General features: G+C 49.2%; 20 protein-coding genes. 17 read left to right on the forward strand and 3 right to left on the reverse strand.

Annotated features, from left to right (window positions below; translation table 11 throughout):
- The first annotated feature begins 231 nt into the window (after window positions 1–231).
- The gene (locus B0475_RS01320; RefSeq protein WP_077409607.1) at window positions 232–1,074 is read left to right on the forward strand and encodes a universal stress protein; all 843 of its coding nucleotides are present in this window, start codon (window positions 232–234) and stop codon (window positions 1,072–1,074) included.
- Window positions 1,075–1,102: 28 nt separating this feature from the next.
- Here the strand turns inward: B0475_RS01320 and B0475_RS01325 are convergent, their stop codons facing one another.
- Both B0475_RS01325 and putA read right to left on the reverse strand, forming a co-directional pair.
- Window positions 1,103–2,554: a hypothetical protein gene (locus B0475_RS01325; protein ID WP_077409608.1), complete on the reverse strand. Its 1,452-nt coding sequence runs from the start codon at window positions 2,552–2,554 to the stop codon at window positions 1,103–1,105.
- A 95-nt stretch (window positions 2,555–2,649) separates the two neighbouring features.
- Window positions 2,650–5,763, reverse strand: a complete 3,114-nt coding sequence (putA, locus tag B0475_RS01330) for a bifunctional proline dehydrogenase/L-glutamate gamma-semialdehyde dehydrogenase PutA (RefSeq protein WP_077409861.1) — start codon at window positions 5,761–5,763, stop codon at window positions 2,650–2,652.
- Between the two features lie 550 nt (window positions 5,764–6,313).
- Between putA and coxB the strand changes: the two genes are divergently transcribed.
- From coxB to B0475_RS01385, 12 genes are all read left to right on the forward strand, one after another.
- Entirely contained in the window at window positions 6,314–7,468 is a 1,155-nt protein-coding gene (gene coxB, locus B0475_RS17945; RefSeq protein ID WP_077409609.1) for a cytochrome c oxidase subunit II, read from the forward strand.
- Window positions 7,469–7,483: 15 nt separating this feature from the next.
- Window positions 7,484–9,106, forward strand: a complete 1,623-nt coding sequence (gene ctaD, locus B0475_RS01340; RefSeq protein ID WP_077409610.1) for a cytochrome c oxidase subunit I — start codon at window positions 7,484–7,486, stop codon at window positions 9,104–9,106.
- A 14-nt stretch (window positions 9,107–9,120) separates the two neighbouring features.
- Complete coding sequence (locus B0475_RS17950; protein WP_269799113.1) at window positions 9,121–9,249, forward strand: hypothetical protein; 129 nt, start codon at window positions 9,121–9,123, stop codon at window positions 9,247–9,249.
- Complete coding sequence (locus tag B0475_RS01345; protein ID WP_077409611.1) at window positions 9,239–9,811, forward strand: cytochrome c oxidase assembly protein; 573 nt, start codon at window positions 9,239–9,241, stop codon at window positions 9,809–9,811. The genes B0475_RS17950 and B0475_RS01345 overlap by 11 nt, the downstream gene beginning before the upstream one ends.
- A gap of 21 nt (window positions 9,812–9,832) precedes the next feature.
- The gene (locus B0475_RS01350) at window positions 9,833–10,705 is read left to right on the forward strand and encodes a cytochrome c oxidase subunit 3 (RefSeq protein WP_077409612.1); all 873 of its coding nucleotides are present in this window, start codon (window positions 9,833–9,835) and stop codon (window positions 10,703–10,705) included.
- Window positions 10,706–10,803: 98 nt separating this feature from the next.
- Window positions 10,804–11,016, forward strand: coding sequence for a twin transmembrane helix small protein (locus B0475_RS01355; RefSeq protein ID WP_077409613.1), 213 nt, complete (start codon window positions 10,804–10,806; stop codon window positions 11,014–11,016).
- Window positions 11,017–11,022: 6 nt separating this feature from the next.
- Window positions 11,023–11,727, forward strand: a complete 705-nt coding sequence (locus B0475_RS01360) for an SURF1 family protein (RefSeq protein ID WP_077409614.1) — start codon at window positions 11,023–11,025, stop codon at window positions 11,725–11,727.
- Complete coding sequence (locus B0475_RS01365) at window positions 11,711–12,277, forward strand: hypothetical protein (protein ID WP_077409615.1); 567 nt, start codon at window positions 11,711–11,713, stop codon at window positions 12,275–12,277. The genes B0475_RS01360 and B0475_RS01365 overlap by 17 nt, the downstream gene beginning before the upstream one ends.
- Before the next feature lies 1 nt (window position 12,278).
- A complete protein-coding gene (locus B0475_RS01370) occupies window positions 12,279–13,253 on the forward strand; it encodes a COX15/CtaA family protein (RefSeq protein WP_077409616.1) in 975 nt (324 codons plus the stop codon).
- Window positions 13,254–13,261: 8 nt separating this feature from the next.
- Window positions 13,262–14,170: a heme o synthase gene (gene cyoE, locus B0475_RS01375; RefSeq protein WP_077409617.1), complete on the forward strand. Its 909-nt coding sequence runs from the start codon at window positions 13,262–13,264 to the stop codon at window positions 14,168–14,170.
- Window positions 14,167–14,931, forward strand: a complete 765-nt coding sequence (locus B0475_RS01380) for a TatD family hydrolase (RefSeq protein ID WP_077409618.1) — start codon at window positions 14,167–14,169, stop codon at window positions 14,929–14,931. Before cyoE ends, B0475_RS01380 begins: the two co-directional genes overlap by 4 nt.
- Window positions 14,928–15,677, forward strand: coding sequence for a tRNA threonylcarbamoyladenosine dehydratase (locus B0475_RS01385; protein WP_077409619.1), 750 nt, complete (start codon window positions 14,928–14,930; stop codon window positions 15,675–15,677). Before B0475_RS01380 ends, B0475_RS01385 begins: the two co-directional genes overlap by 4 nt.
- A gap of 47 nt (window positions 15,678–15,724) precedes the next feature.
- Here B0475_RS01385 and lysM read toward each other — a convergent pair whose 3' ends face one another.
- Window positions 15,725–16,234, reverse strand: coding sequence for a peptidoglycan-binding protein LysM (gene lysM, locus B0475_RS01390; RefSeq protein WP_077409862.1), 510 nt, complete (start codon window positions 16,232–16,234; stop codon window positions 15,725–15,727).
- A gap of 244 nt (window positions 16,235–16,478) precedes the next feature.
- Between lysM and B0475_RS01395 the strand changes: the two genes are divergently transcribed.
- From B0475_RS01395 to B0475_RS01410, 4 genes are all read left to right on the forward strand, one after another.
- Window positions 16,479–17,753: a hypothetical protein gene (locus B0475_RS01395; protein ID WP_077409620.1), complete on the forward strand. Its 1,275-nt coding sequence runs from the start codon at window positions 16,479–16,481 to the stop codon at window positions 17,751–17,753.
- A gap of 160 nt (window positions 17,754–17,913) precedes the next feature.
- Window positions 17,914–19,977 carry a VIT domain-containing protein gene (locus B0475_RS01400; protein WP_077409621.1) on the forward strand — a complete coding sequence of 688 codons (2,064 nt, stop codon included), beginning with the start codon at window positions 17,914–17,916 and terminating at the stop codon, window positions 19,975–19,977.
- A 24-nt stretch (window positions 19,978–20,001) separates the two neighbouring features.
- Window positions 20,002–20,628, forward strand: a complete 627-nt coding sequence (locus tag B0475_RS01405) for a class GN sortase (protein ID WP_077409622.1) — start codon at window positions 20,002–20,004, stop codon at window positions 20,626–20,628.
- Between the two features lie 650 nt (window positions 20,629–21,278).
- Window positions 21,279–22,760, forward strand: a complete 1,482-nt coding sequence (locus tag B0475_RS01410) for a serine hydrolase domain-containing protein (protein WP_198538062.1) — start codon at window positions 21,279–21,281, stop codon at window positions 22,758–22,760.
- Window positions 22,761–22,800 lie beyond the last annotated feature (40 nt).

A 22,800-nucleotide genomic window follows, 5' to 3' on the forward strand; every position in this document is an offset into this window, starting at 1 on the left:
CGCGCGGTGTCTGGCATAAACCTGCTGCCAGATCAGCTGTTAAGTTTATTTTTCTGACCCCTGGGCAAACATTGCATGCTCAAAAGTCCGGACCTGGTGACTGGCTGTCAGTTGATGCAGCCTCATGATGTGAGGTGATCCATCAGAAATCAGCGATGGTGTTGATCACGGTCAAGATTTTACCGGTAACTATCTGCTAGAATAGCCACTTGTTTTTTTATTGGAGTTAGTATGAAAGTCATCTGTGTACCCGTGGTCAACCGTCCTGAATGTGCGGTGGCCCTGGAAACTGCGTTTAAACTTGCGAAACCCTTATCTGCAGCCATCATGGGATATCATTTAAGGGCACACAGTGACTCTGAGATAAGCCTTCCTGAGGCGGTGTCTTCGCTGGTGAATGGAGAACAGGACGATGTTCATGAGCCCACCGGTGACCAACAAAGTGCCAGTGACCTGTTTGCTCAGGTGGCTGAGTCATTTGGTTATGCCTTCAGCAAAAAAGCCGCACCAGCTCCGGTTGCCTGGTGGCAGGCCCGCACTGGTTCACCTGATAAATTGTTTTCCATCGTCGGTCCGGTCACCGACATGATTGTGGTTTCCAGACCCGGTCAATCAGGTGGTAAAACGGCTCGTCAGTTCATGTTGTCGGCGTTATTGAATTCCGGCAAACCTACCCTGGTATTGCCTCAGCAACCACAGTCTTCGGTTGGGAAAAAAATCTGTATTGCTTGGAACCAGAGCCCGGAAGCGGCGCGTGCTGTGACTGCCGCCATGCCTATGCTGCAGCAAGCTGAACAAGTGACCATCATCACCAATGGCCAGCAAGACAGGGTGGGCCCGAAAGCCCGTCATTTGCAGCACTACCTGACGCTCAATGGGGTGGATTCTACTCATCTGGCCTGCCGGGAAAGTCAGGACATACAGGCGCTGCTGTCAGCCTATGAGCAATCACAGTCGGATTTGATGGTGATGGGAGCGTACAGCCGTTCACGATTGCGCCAGGTTATCTTTGGTGGTGTGACTGAGCACATGTTGTTCAAAGCCGATGTGCCGGTATTGATGATGCACAGCTGAAGACAGCTTGTCAGATCATCAGCAAGCCTTAAATGCCAAACGAGTCAGCATGAATCAGGTCATGGTCAGTTGCTGACTCGATGGCTCCCAGGTCACAGGATGCCTGGCCATCACCATCACCATCGACATCGCGGCTTGCGCCCTGTTGGTCTTCATCCAGATCAATTCCCGGTGGTGTCCAGCAGATCGCGTCGTCTTCGAAATCCAGACCTGCAGAATCGGCAGTGAGTAAAAAACCGGGCAAAACCTGTGGCAGATCTGGATTGATGTTTTCGAATTCAATCAGCCCGCTGAGTTTGGGGTCTGTCACCAGATTGCCATCCTGAGCTGCAAATCCACAACTGCCATCATCATCGATGTTGTCGGTGTGTGCGCCAATGTGACCTGAACAGTTGGATTGATGACTGGCGTATGCCAGAATGCTTTTGTTGAAGCTGATTCCTCCGCCATTGAACTGATGAGCCTGAGCGCCTGCAGTCAATGCGCCATTATGCGCCAGGGTGGTGCTGTATACCTGAATGTTGCCGCCATTGGAAGTAATGGCTCCCCCCTGATCAGCAGTGTTGAATGCCAGGGTGCTGTTGGTGACATTGATTATGAGTTGGCCACCACCACGACCATACAAGGCACCGCCATACTGAGCTGATGCATTGTGCATGAACACATTGCGGGTGACATCATAGGTTTGACCTGTGGCCAGTTCGGTGAGGTACATGGCACCGCCGGAGCTGGCTGCCTGATTGTTATAAAAACGATTTTGGCTGATTGTGATGGTGTCGCCGCCTTCGGATAAATAGACCGCTCCGCCCAGGTCTGCTGAGTTGTTCAGAAATAAATTTTGTTGGATGAGCAAATCGCCGTTGGTGATGTTGTGGCCAAAAAGTGCACCACCTGCACTGTTGGCGCTCGTCTCTATGGCATGATTGCTGATGAATTGATTGCGCATAATTTTCAGGTCATTTACCACCGAGCCTTCGGCATATATGGCTGCACCGTCTTCGGCCTGATTGTTTTCAAAAACATTATCGGCAATTTCAACCTGTTCAGCCGATTCGATCCAAACAGAGCCGCCATCACCAGCGACCTGGCCGTTTTTCAGGTGCATCGAAACGAGTGCAAACTGCCGGTCACCGGGATCCGTCAGGTTCACATGAAAGTGTCGGCTGCCAGGGGCTGCCAGAATTTCAATATTGGGACCGGCGCCAAACCGGCCAATTAAAACTGAGCCGATGACATCAATTTCACTTTGTAATTGTATGGCTGCATCGACATCAATCAGTATGATGTCCAAGGTGTCGTCGTCACCAGCTGCGCAATCTTCCAGGGCGAAGTTCAGATTGGCGGAATTCACCGCTTCACGTAAATCGCAGCCGCCATCGCCACCAGTGACCAGATCGTCAGCACGATTAACGGTGATCACTGCTGCATTGGCAGCGACGCTGCACAGCAGTGTTGCTATCAGAAATGTGGTTTTTTTCATGGGTCCCCTCAGTTGTTGAAATCAGCTTCATCGGATCAATACCGATACATTCCTAACAACTGAGGGGCTGTGATACTGACAATTTTATTCAATCATCAATCGGCATCGTCGGACAGCTCCAGCAAATCGGCATTGCCGCCCACAGCGGAAATGTTGTTGGTGATGGTTTTCTCAGTCATGAACTGGCGCAGGTAGCCTGGTCCACCGGCTTTGGGACCGGTGCCTGATAAGCCCATGCCGCCGAAGGGTTGCACTCCGACCACCGCACCAATCATGTTGCGGTTGATGTAACAGTTGCCAGCCTGAATTCTGGAAATCACATATTCGATGGTGTCATCAATTCGGGAATGAATCCCGGTGGTCAAACCGTAACCGGTGTCATTGATGGCATCGATCACTTGATCCAGTTCATTGGCGCGGAAACGAACCACATGCAAAAAAGGCCCGAATATTTCTTGTTCAAGGATTTCTAAACCTTTGATTTCATAGGCACGTGGTGCAAAAAAGTGGCCATTCATGTCAGGTTCGGCAAGGGTTTTGATGGCTTGAGCTTCAGCCGACATGCGTTGATCGTGGCGTTGCAGAATATTCAGAGCTTTGGCATCAATCACAGGTCCCAGGTCGGTGCTGAACAGGCGGGGATCGCCGATGTTCAATTCATCCATGGCTCCTTTGAGCATGTCGATGACTTTGTCAGCGACATCCTGTTGTATGAACAACACCCGCAGCGCCGAACAGCGTTGACCAGCACTGAGAAATGCTGAATTGATGACGTCCTTGACCAATTGTTCGGGCAGGCAGGACGAATCAGCAATCAAACAGTTCTGGCCGCCGGTTTCGGCAATCAGTGTGGCAATCGCAGCGTTCTTTCGATTGGCCAGGTTGAGGTTGATGATTTGTGCGGTTTGTGTGGAGCCGGTGAAAACCACTCCTGTGATGCGTTGGCTTTGACACAATTGATTTCCTGTCTGGCTACCAGGCCCCAGAACCAGCTGAAACACCGCTTCAGGAATGCCGGCCTGATGGATCAGTTGTGCTGTGTAGTGGCCAATCAGGCTGGTTTGTTCAGCAGGCTTCGCGATCACACAGTTACCAGTCACCAGTGCCGCCACTATTTGCCCGGTATAGATGGCCAGGGGAAAATTCCATGGACTGATGCATACAAATACCCCTTTGCCCTGGTGGTACAGATAATTGCTCTCACCGGTGGGACCGGGCATTTTTTCGCCATGCCCGCACAAACCCCGTGCCTGGTCAGCATAGTACCGGCAGAAGTCAACGGCTTCGCGCAATTCTGCGATGCAATCAGCCAGGGTTTTGCCGGCTTCGTTTTGAAGTAGGTAAATCAGGTTGTCGCGGTGTTGTTCGAGCAAATCTGCCAATTTCAACAAGCAGTCGGCCCGCAGATCGACCCGTGTGTCGCGCCAGCCGGCAAAGGCCTGGTGGGCATTCTCAATGGCCAGGTCTGTGTCTTCACTGCGGGTCAGGTTGTAGCTACCAATACACCGCGTTAAATCCGCTGGTGAGAACACTTGCTGTAATTCACCGGGTGTTCCGGCGCCAGGAATCAAACTGGTGGCATGGTAGGTGGCTTGTTCTTGCGCTGCGATGTTGGTGGTCAACTGATTAACCGTATGAATGTCACCCAGATTGACACCGTTGGAGTTCAGCCTGTTGGCGCCAAAAATATCACGCGGTAATGGCAACATGGGGTGCATGTGGGTTTTGTGTTTGCGCACTTTTTCAATGGGGTCCTGGGTGATGTCATCCAGGTCCAGTGTCAGGTCAGTCAGGCGATTGACAAATGAAGTGTTGGCGCCGTTTTCCAGCAGTCTTCTGACCAGGTATGGCAGCAGGTCCTCGTGCGAACCCACCGGTGCATAGATGCGACATGGGCGTTTGAGCCCTTGATCACTGATGGTTTGAGCATGCAGTGTTTGGCCCATGCCGTGTAAACGCTGAAACTCATAGCCACCGGTTTCACCGGCCATGATTTTGACCGCAGCCACGGTGTTGGCGTTGTGGGTGGCGAACTGCGGATAGAAGCGTTTGCGGTTATCCAGCAGGAAGCGGGAGCAGGCCAGGTAGGAAACATCGGTATTGACCTTGCGGGTAAACACCGGATAATGGCTCAGGCCTTGTTCCTGAGCACGTTTGACTTCTGTGTCCCAGTAAGCCCCTTTGACCAGTCTGATGGGAATCAGTCTTTGGTGCTGATCATACAGGTCGGCCAGCCACTCCAATACTTTGAGGGCTCGTTTCTGGTAAGCCTGAACCACCAAACCAAAGCCCTGGTAATCGGTCAGTTGTTCATACACCCTGGCGAAAATCTTCAGTGATAATTCAAGACGATCGGCTTCTTCGGCATCAATGGTGACGGCGACATTAACGGCTTTGGCCTGGTTGGCTATGGCCAGCACTTTGGGCGCCAATTCAGCCAGTACGCGATCAGCCTGGGCCACTTCGTAACGGGGGTGCAGGGCCGACAATTTGATGGAAATGCTTGAGGCATCATTGATGTGTCGTTTTTTGTTGGCCTCTGCAATGCTGTTGATTGATGACAGATACGCCTCATAATAGCGATCGGCATCCGCCTGAGTGAGTGCTGCTTCGCCAAGCATGTCATAAGAGTAACGGTAATCCCGGAAGCCTTTTTTTCGTGATCGTTTGATCGCCTCATTGATGTTGCGGCCCATGACAAACTGTTTGCCCATCATCTGCATGGCCCTGTGTATGCCTTTTCTGATCACCGGTTCACCGGTTTTGTTGATGAATTTATCCAGGGCCCGTTTCATGCCGCCCTTGCTTTCATCAATGTCAATGATTTTGCCGGTTAACATCAGGCCCCAGGTGGATGCATTGACAAACAATGATTCTGATTTACCCAGGTGGGATTTCCAGTCAGCTTCCAGAATCTTGTCTTTGATCAATTTGTCAGCAGTGTCTTTGTCAGGAATACGCAACAGGGCTTCGGCCAGACACATCAAAAGTATGCCTTCCTTTGAAGACAGATCGTACTCTTTCATGAAGGCATCAATGCCGTCCATGTCATCAATCTTATGGCGTACATTTTGTACCAGATCGGTGGCCAGTTTTTTGATTTGTTGACGTTTATTGGCACCTGGGTTGGCATAATCAAGCAAATGATTGACCCAGACTTCTTCGTCCATCAGATAGTGTTCTGAAAAAGGCAGCGCGCTTTGAGACATGGTGGTTTCCGGTGAAATTTCAAATAACAGCCGGATTATAATGAAACCGGTTGGGTTTAGCCAAGTATTGTTCACACTAAGGCATGATTCCGGCCTCTGGTCCTGACGATGACAGGGCTGGGGGAATTGTCTGTGGTATGCACATGGGGCCTGTGGTTCCGGGTCATCTGCTGAACAGCTTTCTTTTTACCGATTCGGCCAGCTTCAAATGGGGTGTTGTTGGCTAAACCGGCATCGACCTTCGGCTGGCAGGATGGTGGTAGACTTTCGGCTGTTTTTTAACAAAAAAATAATATAGATTGCGGATATTTTGCCTGACAAGTGGTAGAATTGCCGCGTTTGACCTGTGCGACATTTGGTCGCGGTGATTGAAGCTGACCTGGTTCAGTGTGATTTCGCACAAGAGTTGTGTTTATGATTGGTCGATGTCATTGAATTGACAAGTTTTTGTTGGGCGATGTGTGTGTGGCATATCCCTGACAACTCAAATCATCGCCACACGTTCGTTGACAGGTCGTAAGTTTTCAAAAATTCATTAGGGTATTAATTTATGAAAAAAGCGCAAATGAAATTCATGATGCTGATCTCCGGGTTGCTGGCAGCAACCATGGCTTCGGCAGAATATGGATTGAATTTAAGGAAGGGTGTTACTGAATACAGTGAGGCTGCTTATGGGATGCATACATTCACTTTGTGGATCTGTATCGTCATTGGGGTGATCGTGTTTGGCGCGATGATCGTGTCCATTTTTGCCCACCGGAAATCCAAAGGTGTCAAAGCTGAACAGTTTTCACACAGCCTCAAAGCAGAGGTGGTGTGGACCATCATTCCCATCCTGATTCTGGTGGTGATTGCCATTCCGGCCACCAAGGCCCTGATCAAGATGGAAAACCCCACAACTGATGACGGCAAGCCCATGAAAATGGACATGACGATCAAAGTCACCGGCTATCAGTGGAAGTGGCGTTATGATTACCTGGATGAAGGCTTCGGGTTTTTGAGTACCCTGGCCAAAGAAAGTAATCTGGCCAGGCAAAAAGGTTCAGGCATTGATCCTTCAACCGTTGAAAACTATCTGCTGGACGTTGATAAACCATTGGTGTTACCAGCGAATACCAACATCCGTTTTCTGTTGACTGCAGACGATGTGATTCATGCCTGGTGGGTTCCGGATTTTGGCTGGAAGCGTGATGCCATTCCTGGCTATGTGAACGAAGCCTGGACCAACATCAAAACACCGGGAACTTACCGTGGCCAATGTGCTGAATTGTGTGGTAAAGACCATGGATTCATGCCCATCGTGGTCGAGGTGTTGAGTAAAGAAGATTACGCCACCTGGGTTGCTGAGCAAAAAGGTGAGCAGGCGGAAGAAGCCGTATTGGTTGAAACTGAATGGAACAAAGAAAACCTGATGGCCCGTGGAGAAGAAGTCTACAACGCACAATGTGCGGTGTGTCACCAGGCCACTGGTGCAGGCATGCCTCCGGCATTTCCCGCTTTGGCTGGCAGTGAGCTGGTTAACGGCCCGGCAGCAGACCAGATCAACCTGATCCTGAATGGTAAACCAGGCACTGCCATGCAGGCGTTTGGTAACCTGCTGTCTGAAACCGACATCGCAGCTGCCATCACTTACACCCGCAACTCTTTTGGCAACACCGCCGGCGATATTGTTCAGCCAGCTGAAGTCAAAAGCATGAAACAATAATTAAGAGGTTATATTATGAGTCACGATATCACACATGATGGAGTTGCCGATCACCACGACCATGATCATAAGCCCAAAGGATTTGTGAAACGCTGGTTGATGACCACCAACCACAAAGACATTGGTACTTTGTATCTGATTTTTGCTTTTGCCATGTTTATCCTGGGTGGCGCCATGGCGATGATCATTCGTCTGGAGTTGTTTCAGCCAGGTCTGCAATTTGTAGAACCAGATTTCTTTAACCAAATGACCACCATGCACGCCCTGATCATGGTGTTCGGTGCAGTGATGCCGGCCTTCGTGGGTCTGGCCAACTGGATGATACCGATGATGATCGGTGCGCCTGATATGGCCCTGCCAAGAATGAACAACTGGTCATTCTGGATTCTGCCTTTTGCCTTTGCCCTGTTATCCTCTACCTTGTTTATGGAAGGTGGGGCACCTGCCGGTGGCTGGACCATGTATCCTCCGCTGGTGTTACAAGGTGGTCATAACGTGGCATACCTGGTATTTGCGGTTCATTTGATGGGTATTTCGTCCATCATGGGTGCGATCAACGTGATCGCTACCATCATGAATATGCGGGCTCCAAATGTAGGTTACCTGAACATGCCATTGTTTGTCTGGACCTGGCTGATTACCGCTTTCCTGCTGATTGCGGTGATGCCTGTTTTGGCAGGTGCAGTGACCATGTTGCTGACTGACCGTTACTTTGACACCAGTTTCTTCAATGCCGCTGGTGGTGGGGATCCGGTGTTGTTCCAGCATATTTTCTGGTTCTTCGGACATCCTGAAGTGTACATCATGATTTTACCGGCTTTTGGTGTGGTCTCTGAAATCATTCCTACTTTCGCGCGTAAGCCATTGTTTGGTTATGTGTCGATGGTATATGCCACCGCTGCCATTGCATTCCTGTCATTTATTGTATGGGCGCATCACATGTTCTCGGTGGGTATGCCGTTGGGAGCAGAGTTGTACTTCATGTATGCCACCATGATGATTGCCGTACCGACCGGAGTGAAAATCTTCAACTGGGTAGCCACCATGTGGAAAGGCTCGATGACCTTTGAGACACCGATGTTGTTCTCTTTGGCATTCGTGATTCTGTTCACCATTGGCGGTTTCTCTGGCGTGATGATGGCTCTGGCTCCGGTTGATTTACAGTACCATGACACTTATTTCATCGTGGCGCATTTCCACTATGTACTGGTTACTGGTGCCGTCTTTGCGATCATCGCTGGTGTTTATTACTGGATACCAAAATGGTCTGGACACATGTACAACGAGCGTTTGGGCAAGATCCACTTCTGGTGGTCAACCATTTCGGTCAATGTGTTGTTCTTCCCTCAGCATTTCCTTGGTCTGGCAGGAATGCCACGAAGAATCCCGGACTATTCAACACAGTTCGCTGAATTCAATATGTGGTCCTCGATTGGTGGGTTTGCCTTTGGTCTGGCTCAGGTGTTCTTCATCTACATTGTGTGGAAGACCGTCAGAGGCGGCGAAAAAGCCACTGGTCAGGTTTGGGAAGGAGCCAAAGGTTTGGAATGGACTGTTCCTTCACCAGCTCCGCACCATACTTTTGAAGACTTTGGTCCGGTTGATCTGGATAAAATGGCCCACGGTAAAACCCATTGATCTGAATCAAGCCAATGAATCAAGAAGAAAAACGCATTCAGGAACAACGCAAAGCCGCCAGAAAAACAGCTGTGATACTGGCGGTGATTGCAGTGGGCTTTTTTTCCTGGGCGGTTTACATTGTGGTGAAACATGCAACGTGAACAGGAAAACAGGAAAGTACTGAAGATCGGCCTGACCGTTGCTGTGCTGATGGTGGGTTTTGGTTTCGCCCTGGTGCCCCTGTATGACATCATTTGTGACATCACTGGATTGAATGGCAAAACCGGTGTGTTGGCTGCGCAGGATGTCAGGGAAACGGCCGTCGATCACACCGTGGTGGTGCAGTTTGATGGCACGGTCAACAGTGACCTGCCCTGGTCCTTCAGGCCCAAACAGTTTTCCATGGAAGTGGTGCCTGGTAAGTTGTATCACACGGAATACATTGCCAAAAACATTTCCACTGATGATGTCACCGGACAAGCTGTACCGAGTGTGGCTCCCAACGAGGCCTCGATTTATTTCAGTAAAACAGAATGTTTTTGTTTCACTGAACAATTGCTGGCATCAGGCGAGGAAAAAAACATGCCTGTGACATTCATTGTCAGTGCAGACATTCCCAAAGACATCGATGTGTTGACTTTGTCATACACGTTTTTTAATAAAAATCGCATGACCACTGCTGAAAAGCAACAAGCGGGTAATGCCAATCATGAAAAAATTTAAAAATATATAGAGGCAAGAACAATGTCAGAAGCGAGTAAAGATCAATATTACGTACCTCACCTAGCCAAGTGGCCTATTGTTGGATCCGTCGGTCTAACGGTGACTGTATTGGGCGCCATTAATTTATTGAACAGTGAAAATCCAGGTACACCCTGGATGCTTTATCTGGGCTTTGCCATCATCCTGTTGATGATGTTTGGTTGGTTTGGTGAAGTCATCAAAGAGAGTGAAGACAACCTCTACAATACCCAGGTGGACACGTCATTCCGAATGGGTATGATCTGGTTTATTTTCTCAGAAGTGATGTTCTTTGGAGCCTTCTTTGGTGCTTTGTTTTATGCCAGAACTTTCTCCGTGCCCTGGTTGGGTGGAGAAGGCACAGGCCTGTCAACCAATGAAGTGTTGTGGAATGGTTATGAAGGTGTCTGGCCGACCAATGGTCCAGGGGATCTGGGCGGTCGCTTTGAACTGATTGATCCTTATCACCTGCCTTTGATCAACACCTTGTTGTTATTGGCCAGTTCGGTCACCATCACCATTGCTCACCATGCATTAAGAGCCAACAACCGTTCACAAACCATCATCTGGCTGATCGCCACGGTGATTCTGGGTGCAGTGTTCCTGTTTTATCAGGCAGAAGAATACATTGAAGCTTACCGTGATTTGAATCTGACATTGTCTTCAGGCATTTATGGCTCAACATTTTTCATGTTGACCGGGTTCCATGGCATGCATGTGACGTTGGGAGCAATCATGATCACCATCATTACCATCCGGGTAATTCGCGGTCATTTCAGACCGGAGAGTCATTTTGGTTTTGAAGCTGTGGCCTGGTACTGGCACTTTGTAGACGTGGTCTGGCTGGGATTATTTATCTTTGTGTATATCCTCTGATAGACACCTGCCAATCTGTACTTCGAAAACCCATCGCTTTGATGGGTTTTCTACATCAAATCCAGTAAAATACCCGTTCATTTGACACGTCTGCCGTTATGAAAATTGTCATCATTCTTATGTTGTTGTTTATCCTCTTCAGTCTGGGTTCTGCCATGTTCTATCTGGTGAAAGGTCAGGGTAAGAGTCAGAACACTGTACGCTTTCTGACGGTTCGTGTTGTGCTGAGTGTGTTGTTGTTTTTATTCATCATTCTGGCCGCTCACATGGGCTGGATCGAAACCCAGCAACCCGCGTTTCTCAGACCCTGAATTCTGATGAAGCGATTTCCCTGGTTATTCACCCTGCTGTGGTTGTTGATTCTTGTGGTGATGTTGTCTGCCGGCTTTTGGCAACTGAACCGGGCAGAGGAAAAACGCCTGATGGCAAAGCGAATGTCAGCTGGACAAACTGCGGTTCCCACGAGTGCCAAAGACTGGGCACAATTACAGGCATTTGATCAAGTGATGATCACCGGGCACTTTCAGCCACAACAGTTTTTACTCAGTAACCAGATCGTAGATGGGCAAGTAGGCTTTTTTGTCTTCACAGCCTTTACCACAGTCAATCAATTACATTTATTGGTTAACCGGGGCTGGGTGGCAACTGCTGACGCTGAGATACAGGTCACTGATCATGAAGTTCAACTGACGGGTCTGGTGGCAGATTGGCCACGACCAGGTATCCAGTTGGGTGAACAAATACTGACCGAACAGCAACAACAGGTGGTGACTTATTTGCCACCGGACTTGACCCGGCAATGGTTACAAGACCAATTGTGTCAACCAGCCGCATGTGAGGTGTTGTCACAGGTCATGAAATTATCCCCGGAAGCGCCATTGGGATTCGTCAGAAAATGGCAGGCGCCGGTGATGACACCAGCCAAACATCAGGCTTATGCGGTTCAATGGTTCAGCATGTCAGCGGTGTTGTTACTGGTGTGGTTGATATTTATCAGGAAGCATTATGCAGGCAAAGACTAAAAACAGGCTCACCATCTTGTTCACAGTGGTGTTGTTTACCGCACCAGTGGTGGTGGCATACTTATTGAGTTCCGGGTTGATTGAATACAAACCGGATGGCACCAAAAACAATGGGCGGTTCATCTCACCATTGGTTAAAATCGCTGATCATGCCAATGGTCCTTGGGTTGATCAACTGAACGATCACTGGACCTTGATCAGGCGTGTTCCCGGATCTTGTGAACCTGGTTGTGAACAATTGCAGGATGAGTTGCTCAGGTACCGCCTCAGTTTGGGGCATCGGGCTGAAAAGCTGGAATTGATGTTGATGACTGATCAGTCACTGAGCGCCGGTGAAGACCTGTTCCCGCTGGTAAAAAAAGTCAGTTTGGCCGGTAACCAGGCATTGCAAGGCGTTATGGACCAGTTGTCTGTTGAGTCGTTGGGCAACGGTGATGGTTTGTATGTGGTGGCTCCGGAAGGTTTTTTGATGATGGCATTCACTGCACAAAACAGTTCCAGTGAAATCATCAAAGATTTATCATTATTGGTTAAAAGAAAAGGCGATTGATATGAAATACAGACACTTGGCCTGGTTTGCTGTTGGACTGACATTGTGTGTGGTGGTGTTGGGTGCTTATGTGAGGTTGTCAGATGCCGGCCTGGGATGTCCGGACTGGCCGGGTTGTTATGGTCACCTTGCCTGGCCCAATGAGGCCCATGAAATTGAAAAGGCCAACGCCACGTTCACTGAACGAGCGGTTGAAATCGATAAGGCCTGGAAAGAAATGGCTCACCGTTATCTGGCTGGCATCCTGGGATTGGTGGTGTTGGCATTGTTCGTCTGGGCGTTCAGGCGACGTCATCTGGACAGTTATGCCTTGCCTCTGGTCATTGGTGCAGTGATTGTTTTTCAGGCTGCGCTGGGAATGTGGACGGTCACCCTTAAACTTCATCCCAGTATTGTGATGAGCCATTTGCTGGGAGGCTTAACGACTTTGTCGTTGCTGACCTGGTTGGCGTGTTCCAGGACACCTGCGATGACACCTTACCGCTATGCAGGGCATGTCAAGCAATGGATGGTGGTGGTTGGTTTGGTATTATTACTGGTGCAAATTGCATTGGGTGGGTGGACCAGCGCCAATTATGCGGCGCTCGCATGTGTGGGCTTTCCGCAGTGTAATGGTGTGTGGATACCGGAAATGGATTTTGTTCAGGGCTTTGATCTGTTTAAGCAATATGGGCCTAATTATGAGTTCGGTGTGAAGGACGGACCAGCCAGAATTGCCATACAAATGACTCATCGATTTGGTTTTCTGGTGGTGACAGCTTACTTTGCCTGGTTAATTTTTAAACTCACCCGTAATCGTGAATTGATGCCACTGGGGTTGAGCCTGTTGACTTTACTGGTGATACAGATAGCCCTGGGAATCATCAATGTGACATATTCATTGCCATTGGTTGTGGCGACCATGCATAATGGCGTGGCTGCTTTGTTGCTGGTCAACATGGTGGTGCTGTTGTATAAAACCCGAAAAACACCCTGACATCAAACATGAGCCAATTTAAACAATACCTGGAACTGACCAAGCCCAAAGTGGTGTTGCTCATACTGTTCACCGCTTTGGTGGGAATGTTATTGTCCATGCGCAACTTCCCTGAATCCGAATGGTGGTTGATTCTGTGGGGTATGATTGGTATTGGCTTGTCTTCTGGAGCGGCCGCTGCAATCAATCACTGGGCTGATCAGAAAGCCGACGCGATCATGCTCAGAACCCAGCACCGGCCGTTGCCTAGTGGAGAACTCAGTGCCGGTAAGGTGTTGTTGTTTGCAGGAATTTTAACTTTGGTCGGGATGTCTGTTCTGGTGTACTTTGTCAATGTGTTGACCGCCGTTCTGACGTTTCTGTCGCTCATTGGTTATGCATTTGTTTACACCTTTTACCTGAAACGCGCCACGCCACAGAACATTGTTATTGGTGGTGCTGCAGGTGCCACTCCACCGGTTTTGGGTTGGTCGACCATGACCGGCCATGTCACCGCTGATTCACTGATTCTGTTTGGTATCATTTTTGCCTGGACACCTCCGCATTTTTGGGCACTGGCCATTTACCGCAAGGAAGATTATGCCAAAGCCGATATTCCAATGTTGCCCGTGACTCATGGTGTTGAGTTCACCCAGCTGCACATCATGCTGTATACGGTCATTCTGATTCTGGTAACCATTTTTCCTTTCTTGACAGGAATGAGTGGTTTGATCTACCTCACCGGTGCCCTGTTGCTGGGTGGTAAATTCCTGTGGATGACGATTCAATTGAAACGTACCCAGTCGCCATTACTGGCCTGGCAAACATTCAAGTATTCCATCTGGTATCTGATGTTGTTGTTCGCCTTTCTGTTGGTTGATCATTATGTGCACCTTGGTGATGTCATGCCTCGCCTGTTTCAGGAACCCATTTTTTGACCCGTCTGATTGATTCACACATTCACCTGGATGATGACCGCTATGCCAGTGATCGGGCAGAGCTGATTAAGATGGCGCAAATGGCAGGGGTCAGTCAGTTTATTGTGCCAGCGGTCAGCCGGAAAAGATTTGCCACGGTACAACAGTTGGCAATGAAACATGAATCGGTGTTCCACACCCTGGGTCTGCATCCTTATTATATTGACCAACACAGTGCTGAGGATCTGGAAGCCCTGGCGACAGCCCTGTCTCAGCCCGGCGTGATCGGTGTGGGTGAATGTGGCCTGGACCATTTCCTCAAAAACCTTGATCGCAACAAACAACAGCTGGTGTTTGAAGCCCAGGTGGTGCTGGCCAAACACTTTAAACTGCCTTTGATTTTACATGTCAGGGGTGCTGTGGATGATGTTTTTAATGTGCTGAAAAAACACGATTATTATCATGCCGTCATGCACAGTTTCAATGGATCGGCAGAACAAGCACGACAGATCACCGCTGCCGGGGTCTATTTGGGTTTCGGGCCGGCAGTCTGTAATCCCCAGGCACGCAAACTACAAACCATGGTTCAATCCGTACCGCTTGATCGCATCATGCTGGAAACTGATGGGCCGGACCAGCCATTTTATGACCGTTACGGTAAACGCAATTTGCCGATTGATTTACTCAGGGTCAATCAAGAGCTGGCAACCATTTTGAACGTCGACGCCATGACATTGGCTGAGCAGACAGCGGCAAACGCCAGGGCATTGTTTCGCATATGAAGGAGCGGTTTGGTGGCATAGAACGGCTGTTTGGCACGGATGGCGCAAAGCAATTGGCCCAGGCCCATGTGGCCATTATTGGTATGGGTGGTGTTGGGTGTTGGGCTGCTGAAATGCTGGCCCGTTGTGGTGTGGGTCAGCTCACCCTGATCGATGCCGATGAATTATGCGTGACCAACATCAATCGCCAGATTCATGCCCTGGACAGCACCGTGGGGCAACCCAAAGTTGGGGCGATGGCAGCCCGTATCAAAGACATCAATGGCGATTGTCAGGTCAGCACACACGAAACATTTTATCTGGGCAAGAACGCCGATGAATTGCTTGATGGGGGGTTCGATTACCTGATCGATGCCATTGATTCGGTGAAACACAAAGTGGATTTATTGGCCCAATGCCTGCAACGTAAGATCCCGGTGCTGACTTGTGGGGGAGCTGGTGGCAAAACCGATCCATCGAGGATTCAGACTGCCGACCTGGCCAAAACCAATGGTGATCGCTTGTTGAAAAAAATTCGCTATGAACTGCGCAAACATCATGGTCTGGGCAAAGGCAAAAAATTCAACATCAGGGCGGTGTTTTCCGATCAGCCAATGATCCTGCCTTTTTGTGAAACCGACACTCAACAATCATTCAAGCTCGATTGCGATTCAGGATATGGCACCAGCCCGATGGTGATCAGTTCATTCGGCATCCGGGCTGCGGATGAAGTCATTCAGGCGCTGTTCAAAAAAAAGGCCACCTGATGGTTAAACCACCAGGCAGCCGTTTCACACCCTGATATAACCGTAATTTATTCAGGTATTCTCAGAACCTGGCCCGGATAGATTTTGTCCGGATCAGACAACATGGGTTTATTGGCTTCGAAGATTTTTGGATATTCCATGGCATTGCCATAAAACTCTTTGGCGATCTTGCCCAGGGTGTCACCTGATTTAACGGTGTAAGTTCTTGATTCCCAGGCTTCCTCACCGGCTTTGTCAGCTTCAGCGGCTTCGGCTTCGGCTACGGCTTTTTCGGCTTCAGCGGCATCGGCTGGCGGTGCACCCAGAATCAGGTTGTCCTGAACCCGTGATACCCCGGCGATGTTGCCGGCTGTCAGCACCGCTTTTTCTTTTTGTTCCTGGTTAGGTACGTAACCAGACAATGTGACCAGACCGGCTGAAAAACCGGTTTTCATGTGGCTCACATCCACGCCACTGTTTTCGATGTGCTTGATCACCGGCATGGTGACTTCAGGTTCTTTTTCGTCGTCCTTAAAGATTCGTGAACCGGCATCGGCAATAAAATCAAAAAATCCCATAATGTCCTCTTTTGTGTGTTTGAATACAATCAGCATATCAATCATTTAACAACAAATCAATCGGCATTCGGTTGATTTAACAATCTGTGACAAGCCTGCCATCAGACGAACTTTGTCAGTCTGTTCTGCTGGGTTGTTTTTTGGCTCACTGGCGATAAAAAACTCCGCATCTGTGGTGCTAAAAATTGACATCAAAGGGTGTTATTGATCATAATGAATGATTTACTGTTCTTTGGGGAAATTCATGAGAAAACTGATGGCGCTGTCTTTGGGCTTATCAATGGGTGTGCAAGCGGGTGGTCCGGTGTGTTTGCCAGATGCATCCACCACATTTACTGACGTAGTGAACAAAGCCTATACCGTTACCCATGACAGTTTGGGGAACAATGCCTTGTATTCTCAATGTACCAATATGTCGGACCAGCAATTCATCAGTGATCTTGATTTGTGCGGCATACTGGCCAATCCAATCAATGGCCTGGGTATGAGCCCGGTTGATCAGTTTTTGTATGGTTTGATGCCCACCGATGACCTCGGTATTGGCACCCATCTTGAATTGACCATTCCTTTTCCATCCCCCGGCAAACCTGGTGACATGATGAAAGCCGACCCAGTTGATATTTACCGGATCGGTAACGACGGTGGATATGAGCGCATCGGTGAAGTTTTACCGCCGACTGAGGATAGCCCCCTGCCACCCGATACCGATCAGGTGATTCCACTGGTTCATTCGGCGGCGTCATTCAATGAATTGGGTGATTTGTTTGTGTTGGGTTATAAGACCAATTACACCTCAAGTGCTGACGTGATGGCTGGTACAGGCCAGGTAATCTATCAAACCCCCAGAATCATGATTGGACAGATCATGAGTGCTTCATTAACGGCCGCTGCCGGTGGAACCATTCCGGCGGTTTGGTTTGAAGCAGACACCTCCACAGACCCCGTGTGTTCGGATGTGATGAATGCATTCCGTGATCGTACCAATGTGTTTTCTGATTGTGTGGTGGCGGATTTCATCACCAATGGCGACCCTGATGCGGCGTTGCAAAGCTGTCTGAACAGCACCAATGTGTTGGGCTACGGCATCCATGATTTCGCTGTCAGTCCATTGAATGGTAATTATTATGCTTTGGATTCTCAGACCTATGACGACAGAGACGTGTTGATTGAAGTTGATTCAGCCACCATGATTGCCAGTTGTACCGAATATGCCGATGCAGGAAATGCCACCGGCCTGCTGACCAGTCTGATGTTCAGTCAGCAAAATAAATTGGTGGCGGTGTTTGCCAATGAAAACACCGGTCGCTGGATTGACGTCAATACCGGCGTGATTACCACCTTGGCAGACACCATTGTGGCCTCACCATTCGGTGATGGCAGCAGCATGCCATTTGTGGTGCCACGGGTGATGAGATTTTTAGGTATCGTCGGTGAAATCATTTTTAAAAACGGATTCGAGCCAGATTTAATTTTCTACAATGGATTTGAGGGCACGCCACCAACATGTCCGGTGTTCTGATCACCACCAATACCTGATGAAAAAGCCAGTGTCAAACATTGGCTTTTTTTTTGGCCTGCCATAAATTCGCCATAATTGATCACATCTGATCATTTGGATGACGTCACTTGGTCTGTATTGAACGCTTTAATGGTACCCATGTTTAATCACAGAGGTACACATGAAAAGCACAGGCAAAAAGTCAATCCGCCAGGAACTGGAACAGCTGGCTCAAAAGCAAACACCCCAGGCAGCCCCCAAGACCAGCAGTCCCAAAGCGCACGAAAAACTTGGGCTGAATTGGAAGGACGTGGTGATTTTTTCCATGGTGATGTTTTACACGGCACTGTACAACATCAACGTTCAGGCCCAAAGCATGACTGAGTCTGCAGTCAGTTTTGATGACATCACCAGTGGCATGATGATGTCATTCAACAAAAACACCGGTGAATACCACAGCTTGCAACTGGTGGAGACAGCTTACGATGTTGAGGTGTACGGCTTGTTGGCTACCATCAGTTTAAAGCAGTCTTTTTACAACGCCAAAGACGATTGGATTACCGAAGGGGTGTATGCCTTTCCGATGGCCGACAAATCAGCGGTATATCGCCTGAAGATGACGGTTGGTGACCGGGAGATCGAAGGTGAAATTCATGAAAAAAAACAAGCTGAGCAGATTTATCAGCAGGCCAAAGCAGCAGGGCTGACAGCCACCATGGTCAAACAACACCGGCCTAATATCTTTACTTCGGATATTGCCAACATTGGTCCTGGGGAAGTGGTGAGTGTGGAAATCACCTATCAACTGGCACTGCGCTACGATCAGTTGTTTTATGAGTTGCGCTTGCCAATGGCCATCAAGCCCCGGTACATTCCTGCTGGCTTTGATGCTGATCTGCCGTTGACAGGTGGGGTGATTGATCACAATCAGCGCACCATAGAAGTCAGCCTGGATGCGGGATTTGACTTGCAGGAACTTAAATCCATGCATCACAATGTGAACATTGAACAGCAATTTGACCTGCACCAGATTGAGTTGGCTGATTCACAGTTGTACGATACCAATGACTTTGTATTGCGTTGGTATCCCAGGCGCGAACAAACACCCAAAGCGGCTTATTTTTCAGAAATCAAAGATGGTTTTGAATATTCATTGTTGATGGTGCTACCACCTGCCAGCTCAGAAAAGTCAGCCAAACCACGCAACATGACCTTTGTGATGGACACCTCGGGATCGATGCATGGCATGGCACTGGAGCAGTCAAAAGATGCCTTGTTGTTTGCTTTGTCGGAACTGGATGAGACCACTTGGTTTAATGTCATCGATTTTGATTCCAATGCCAAGGTATTGTTCCCTGCTTCCCAACAAGCCACTCCAGATAACATTTCCAAAGCATTGGATTTTGTTGACGGCTTCAGCTCTGATGGCGGCACCAACATGGCACCCGCTCTACAAATGGCCATGCAGCGGGAAAACCGCAAAGCCGGTTATCTGAACCAGATCATTTTCATGACCGATGGCTCAGTGGGTAATGAGGCCATGATTTTTGATCAGATTGCCCAGGACATTGGAGATGCGCGCTTGTTCACCATTGCCATTGGCCCGGCACCGAATAATTATTTCATGAGTAAAGCAGCCATGTTTGGAAAAGGCACCTACACCCACATCGCCAGCCTGGATGAAGTGAATGCGTCCATGGGTCATTTATTCGCTCAATTGGCCAAGCCCGCACTGACTGATGTGGCGGTGACCTGGAATACTTCAGATGTGATTCAAAGTCCCAGTGTGATTCCCGATCTTTACATGGATCAGCCTTTGGTCATCACCAGCAAAACCACACTGAACAGCACAGCAGGGCGCCCTTCCTTTGTGGTCAGCGGTCTGAGTCAGCAAAAAACCTGGTCAGAGGGTTTGACCCTGAACAAAGATGGCCAGACCAACGGCATTGCCCGCTTGTGGGCCCGCAATAAAGTGGAAGAAATGACCGACGATTTGATGCTGGGTGGTGATTATGAGTTGCTGAAACAAGACATCATTGACCTGGCACTCGATCACCATCTGATCACCGAATTCACTGCCCTGGTGGCGGTGGATAAAAATCCGGATGCCAGCCGGATGGCCCGTGCGAAAGCGGCTCAGCAAGTGCCGTTTCCACAGGGATCATTGGGTTGGCGCTGGAACCTGCTGATGGGGTTGATGTTAATGGCTTTTGGGTTGTTCATCCAACGCAGAACTCAAGTCTGAATTGAACGTCAAACACAGGAGCCAATGATGATACATTCTCACTCTCGTCACATGACTTTCGGAGCCAAAGTCGCACCTCGCAAGGCAAGGAAAAGCGCGTGGATTAAGTTCATCCTGGCTGCTGTGTTAACCGTGGGCAGCTGGCAGGTGGGTTCCTCCGTCTACCTGCTGGCCAAAGCCCACCTGGCACAGTACCTGATCGCTGATGCCTGGCAGGAAACCCTGGCCGATGGTCAGCCGCATCCACCCTGGTCCTGGGCTGATACCCATCCGGTGGCCCGCTTGAATTTTCCCACCCTGACTGAAACCACCTATGTTTTGGAAGGGGCCAGTGGTCGCAACATGGCTTTTGGGCCGGTACACACACAATCATCTGGCATGCCCGGGACCCCGATCAGTACCGTCATCAGTGCCCATAATGACTCCCATTTCAGTTTCTTGGGTCAGTTGAAACTGACCGATGTGATACAAATTGAAACCCTTGATGGTGCTTACAGTTACCGGGTGTCTGACATCCGTGTGGTGGATTCTGATCAACATCAGATCAGCATCAATCAGCGCGATGAACTGATCCTCACCACTTGTTATCCGTTCAATGCCCTGCAAACCGGCGGTAACCTGCGCTATCAGGTCACGGCCAAACGCTTGTGAATCCACAGGTGCAGAACTCCGGCAGTGTGCGCCTGGTGAAGATCATCAAGGTATTGTGTGTGATGGCTTGTGCGTTAGCCGGTCATTGACCAGCCAAGCCTTTCATGGCGGATCGATTTGGCATAGATTGAAAAGAAATGAACTTGGGACTCCATGCAATTTTGTTCCTGACAAAATTGAAAACGGCCACAGCGTTCAGGCCAATCAATTAAGCACACGACCCTCTGATTATACTGAGTATAACCAACCGGGTCAGCGGTTCGGACTGATCATCAGCTCTCCATGGGTTCACGTATGTGTTCAATTGTCAGGACCAGCGATCGCCGGCTAGCAATGATGGATTTTGCGCTGCCCACATCGGTTGTGCTTCAGGGTGTGCGGCACAATCTGTAGACGGACCTGATGGTTTTTTGATAACCTGTTTTACGCTGTTTGTACGACCGATTGCATGTGTGACTGAACGCCCTTAAAGCGTGCTCACCTTGGTCAGGTACTTGTGATTAATGGCACTGTTTGTTGGCTTTGTCCCGTGCTAATCTATGCGTGCTGAACAGGATGGTTCATTGGTTTTTGCACATGTTTTCAACATGTCAGTTGTACATGAGTCATCCGCTACTATATTTAATAGACACAACGACAGGAATCCCTCTGTGAAACGAATACTCCCCGGGTTGTTGGTGCTGGTTATGCTCAGTGCCTGTGTGCACAGCCATAAACCACTTTCATACAATGGTATGTCGCTGACTGTTGATGGTTGTCAATCCTCCAACACCACGTCGGCACAACAAGCCATACTCGAACATGGACTGCGTTCTCAGGTGAAATTTGCAGATGAAAACGAGCCGCTGTACTCCATAGCGGAGCAGTTGACTGCCCATCAGATACCGGCTTTGTCTGTGGCGGTTATTGACGCAGGCAGGATTGCATGGACTGGGATTTATAACAGTGGAGGTTCAACATTGAATTGTGACAGCCTGTTTCAGGCCGCCTCACTGTCTAAGCCAGTGACTCTAATGGCAGTTGTGCGCATGCATTCAGAGGGCTTGATTGATATGGATAAGGACATTCAGGCATACTTGGAACACCAGGTTTTGCCGCAGGGGTTACAGACGACAGAGAATCCGGTGACTTTTCGCAACCTGTTGGGACACACCTCTGGGATCACGCCGGGTGGTTATGAAGGGTATGCGCAAGGCGAAATGTTACCATCAGATGTTGAGGTGCTCACCGGAGCTGCAGGGGTCAACTCACCGGCCATTGAAGTGGTTGCGGTTCCCAATGAGCAACTGATGTATTCCGGTGGGGCTTACACCCTGGCTGAACTGGCTTTGCAGGATGTTTTCAATGACACCTTCAGCAACATCATGAAGCGCTGGATTTTGCAGCCACTGGAGATGGGAATTGCCGATTTCAGCCAACCTTTACCAGCAATTAAAAGCAGTCAGGCAGCGCAGGGACATGACATGAACGGGGCTGTTGTGCCTGGTGGTTGGCGGAATCATCCGGAACAGGCTGCGGCAGGCTTATGGAGCAATGCTTCAGATCTGGCAAAATTTTTAATTGAGATGCATCATGCTTACCAGGGCGGCGGTAAGTTGTTTACCCAGCGAGATATTGAGCTGCTACTCAATGGAGAGCGTCATGGTCAGGCCTATGGCTTCATCATCAACCGCACTGACACATCTGTTGCCATCACTCACTTTGGTGGGAATGTTGGATACAGAACGGGTATGACCATTGATCTTGTGAGCGGTGATGGTCTGGTTTACCTGACCAACTCCGACAGTGGTGGCAACCTGGGAAATGAGCTGTTGTACGCAGCCAGTCAGATTTATGACTGGCAGCACTTTAAGCAGACAACGGTCAAAAGGGCTCAGGTTGAAACTCAGGTGCTGAAGGGTTTATCAGGTGACTATACCTGGAATCAACAAGTTGATCTGCAGGTTAAATATGATGAATCTGTTAAACAGATCGCGTTGTATTTTCCCAATGGTGATGCCTATCAATTGGTGCCGATAACTGGAGAAGCATTGGACTTCATCCATGCGGAAACAGGAGTTCGTGTGGCATTTGACCCTGAAGATGGTTTGCAATCATTTCTTCTGTATGGACAACAGGCGGTCAAAAAGTAAATGTTTTCTGCCTGGTCAGCTTTGTTCTGAGTCAGGTGAA

The organism is Marinicella sediminis (assembly GCF_002000055.1).
GTDB classification, from domain to species: domain Bacteria; phylum Pseudomonadota; class Gammaproteobacteria; order Xanthomonadales; family Marinicellaceae; genus Marinicella; species Marinicella sediminis.

Bases quoted from the DNA above. Each gene is read 5' to 3' on its own strand.
- B0475_RS01400 (WP_077409621.1), top strand. From the start codon at position 17,914: ATGAAAAGCACAGGCAAAAAGTCAATCCGCCAGGAACTGGAACAGCTG.
- B0475_RS01325 (WP_077409608.1), bottom strand. From the start codon at position 2,554: ATGAAAAAAACCACATTTCTGATAGCAACACTGCTGTGCAGCGTCGCT.
- B0475_RS01345 (WP_077409611.1), top strand. From the start codon at position 9,239: ATGCAACGTGAACAGGAAAACAGGAAAGTACTGAAGATCGGCCTGACC.
- coxB (WP_077409609.1), top strand. From the start codon at position 6,314: ATGAAAAAAGCGCAAATGAAATTCATGATGCTGATCTCCGGGTTGCTG.
- B0475_RS01365 (WP_077409615.1), top strand. From the start codon at position 11,711: ATGCAGGCAAAGACTAAAAACAGGCTCACCATCTTGTTCACAGTGGTG.
- lysM (WP_077409862.1), bottom strand. From the start codon at position 16,234: ATGGGATTTTTTGATTTTATTGCCGATGCCGGTTCACGAATCTTTAAG.
- B0475_RS17950 (WP_269799113.1), top strand. From the start codon at position 9,121: ATGAATCAAGAAGAAAAACGCATTCAGGAACAACGCAAAGCCGCCAGA.
- B0475_RS01360 (WP_077409614.1), top strand. From the start codon at position 11,023: ATGAAGCGATTTCCCTGGTTATTCACCCTGCTGTGGTTGTTGATTCTT.
- B0475_RS01395 (WP_077409620.1), top strand. From the start codon at position 16,479: ATGAGAAAACTGATGGCGCTGTCTTTGGGCTTATCAATGGGTGTGCAA.
- B0475_RS01350 (WP_077409612.1), top strand. From the start codon at position 9,833: ATGTCAGAAGCGAGTAAAGATCAATATTACGTACCTCACCTAGCCAAG.
- B0475_RS01355 (WP_077409613.1), top strand. From the start codon at position 10,804: ATGAAAATTGTCATCATTCTTATGTTGTTGTTTATCCTCTTCAGTCTG.
- B0475_RS01405 (WP_077409622.1), top strand. From the start codon at position 20,002: ATGATGATACATTCTCACTCTCGTCACATGACTTTCGGAGCCAAAGTC.
- B0475_RS01370 (WP_077409616.1), top strand. From the start codon at position 12,279: ATGAAATACAGACACTTGGCCTGGTTTGCTGTTGGACTGACATTGTGT.
- ctaD (WP_077409610.1), top strand. From the start codon at position 7,484: ATGAGTCACGATATCACACATGATGGAGTTGCCGATCACCACGACCAT.
- B0475_RS01320 (WP_077409607.1), top strand. From the start codon at position 232: ATGAAAGTCATCTGTGTACCCGTGGTCAACCGTCCTGAATGTGCGGTG.
- B0475_RS01385 (WP_077409619.1), top strand. From the start codon at position 14,928: ATGAAGGAGCGGTTTGGTGGCATAGAACGGCTGTTTGGCACGGATGGC.
- cyoE (WP_077409617.1), top strand. From the start codon at position 13,262: ATGAGCCAATTTAAACAATACCTGGAACTGACCAAGCCCAAAGTGGTG.
- putA (WP_077409861.1), bottom strand. From the start codon at position 5,763: ATGTCTCAAAGCGCGCTGCCTTTTTCAGAACACTATCTGATGGACGAA.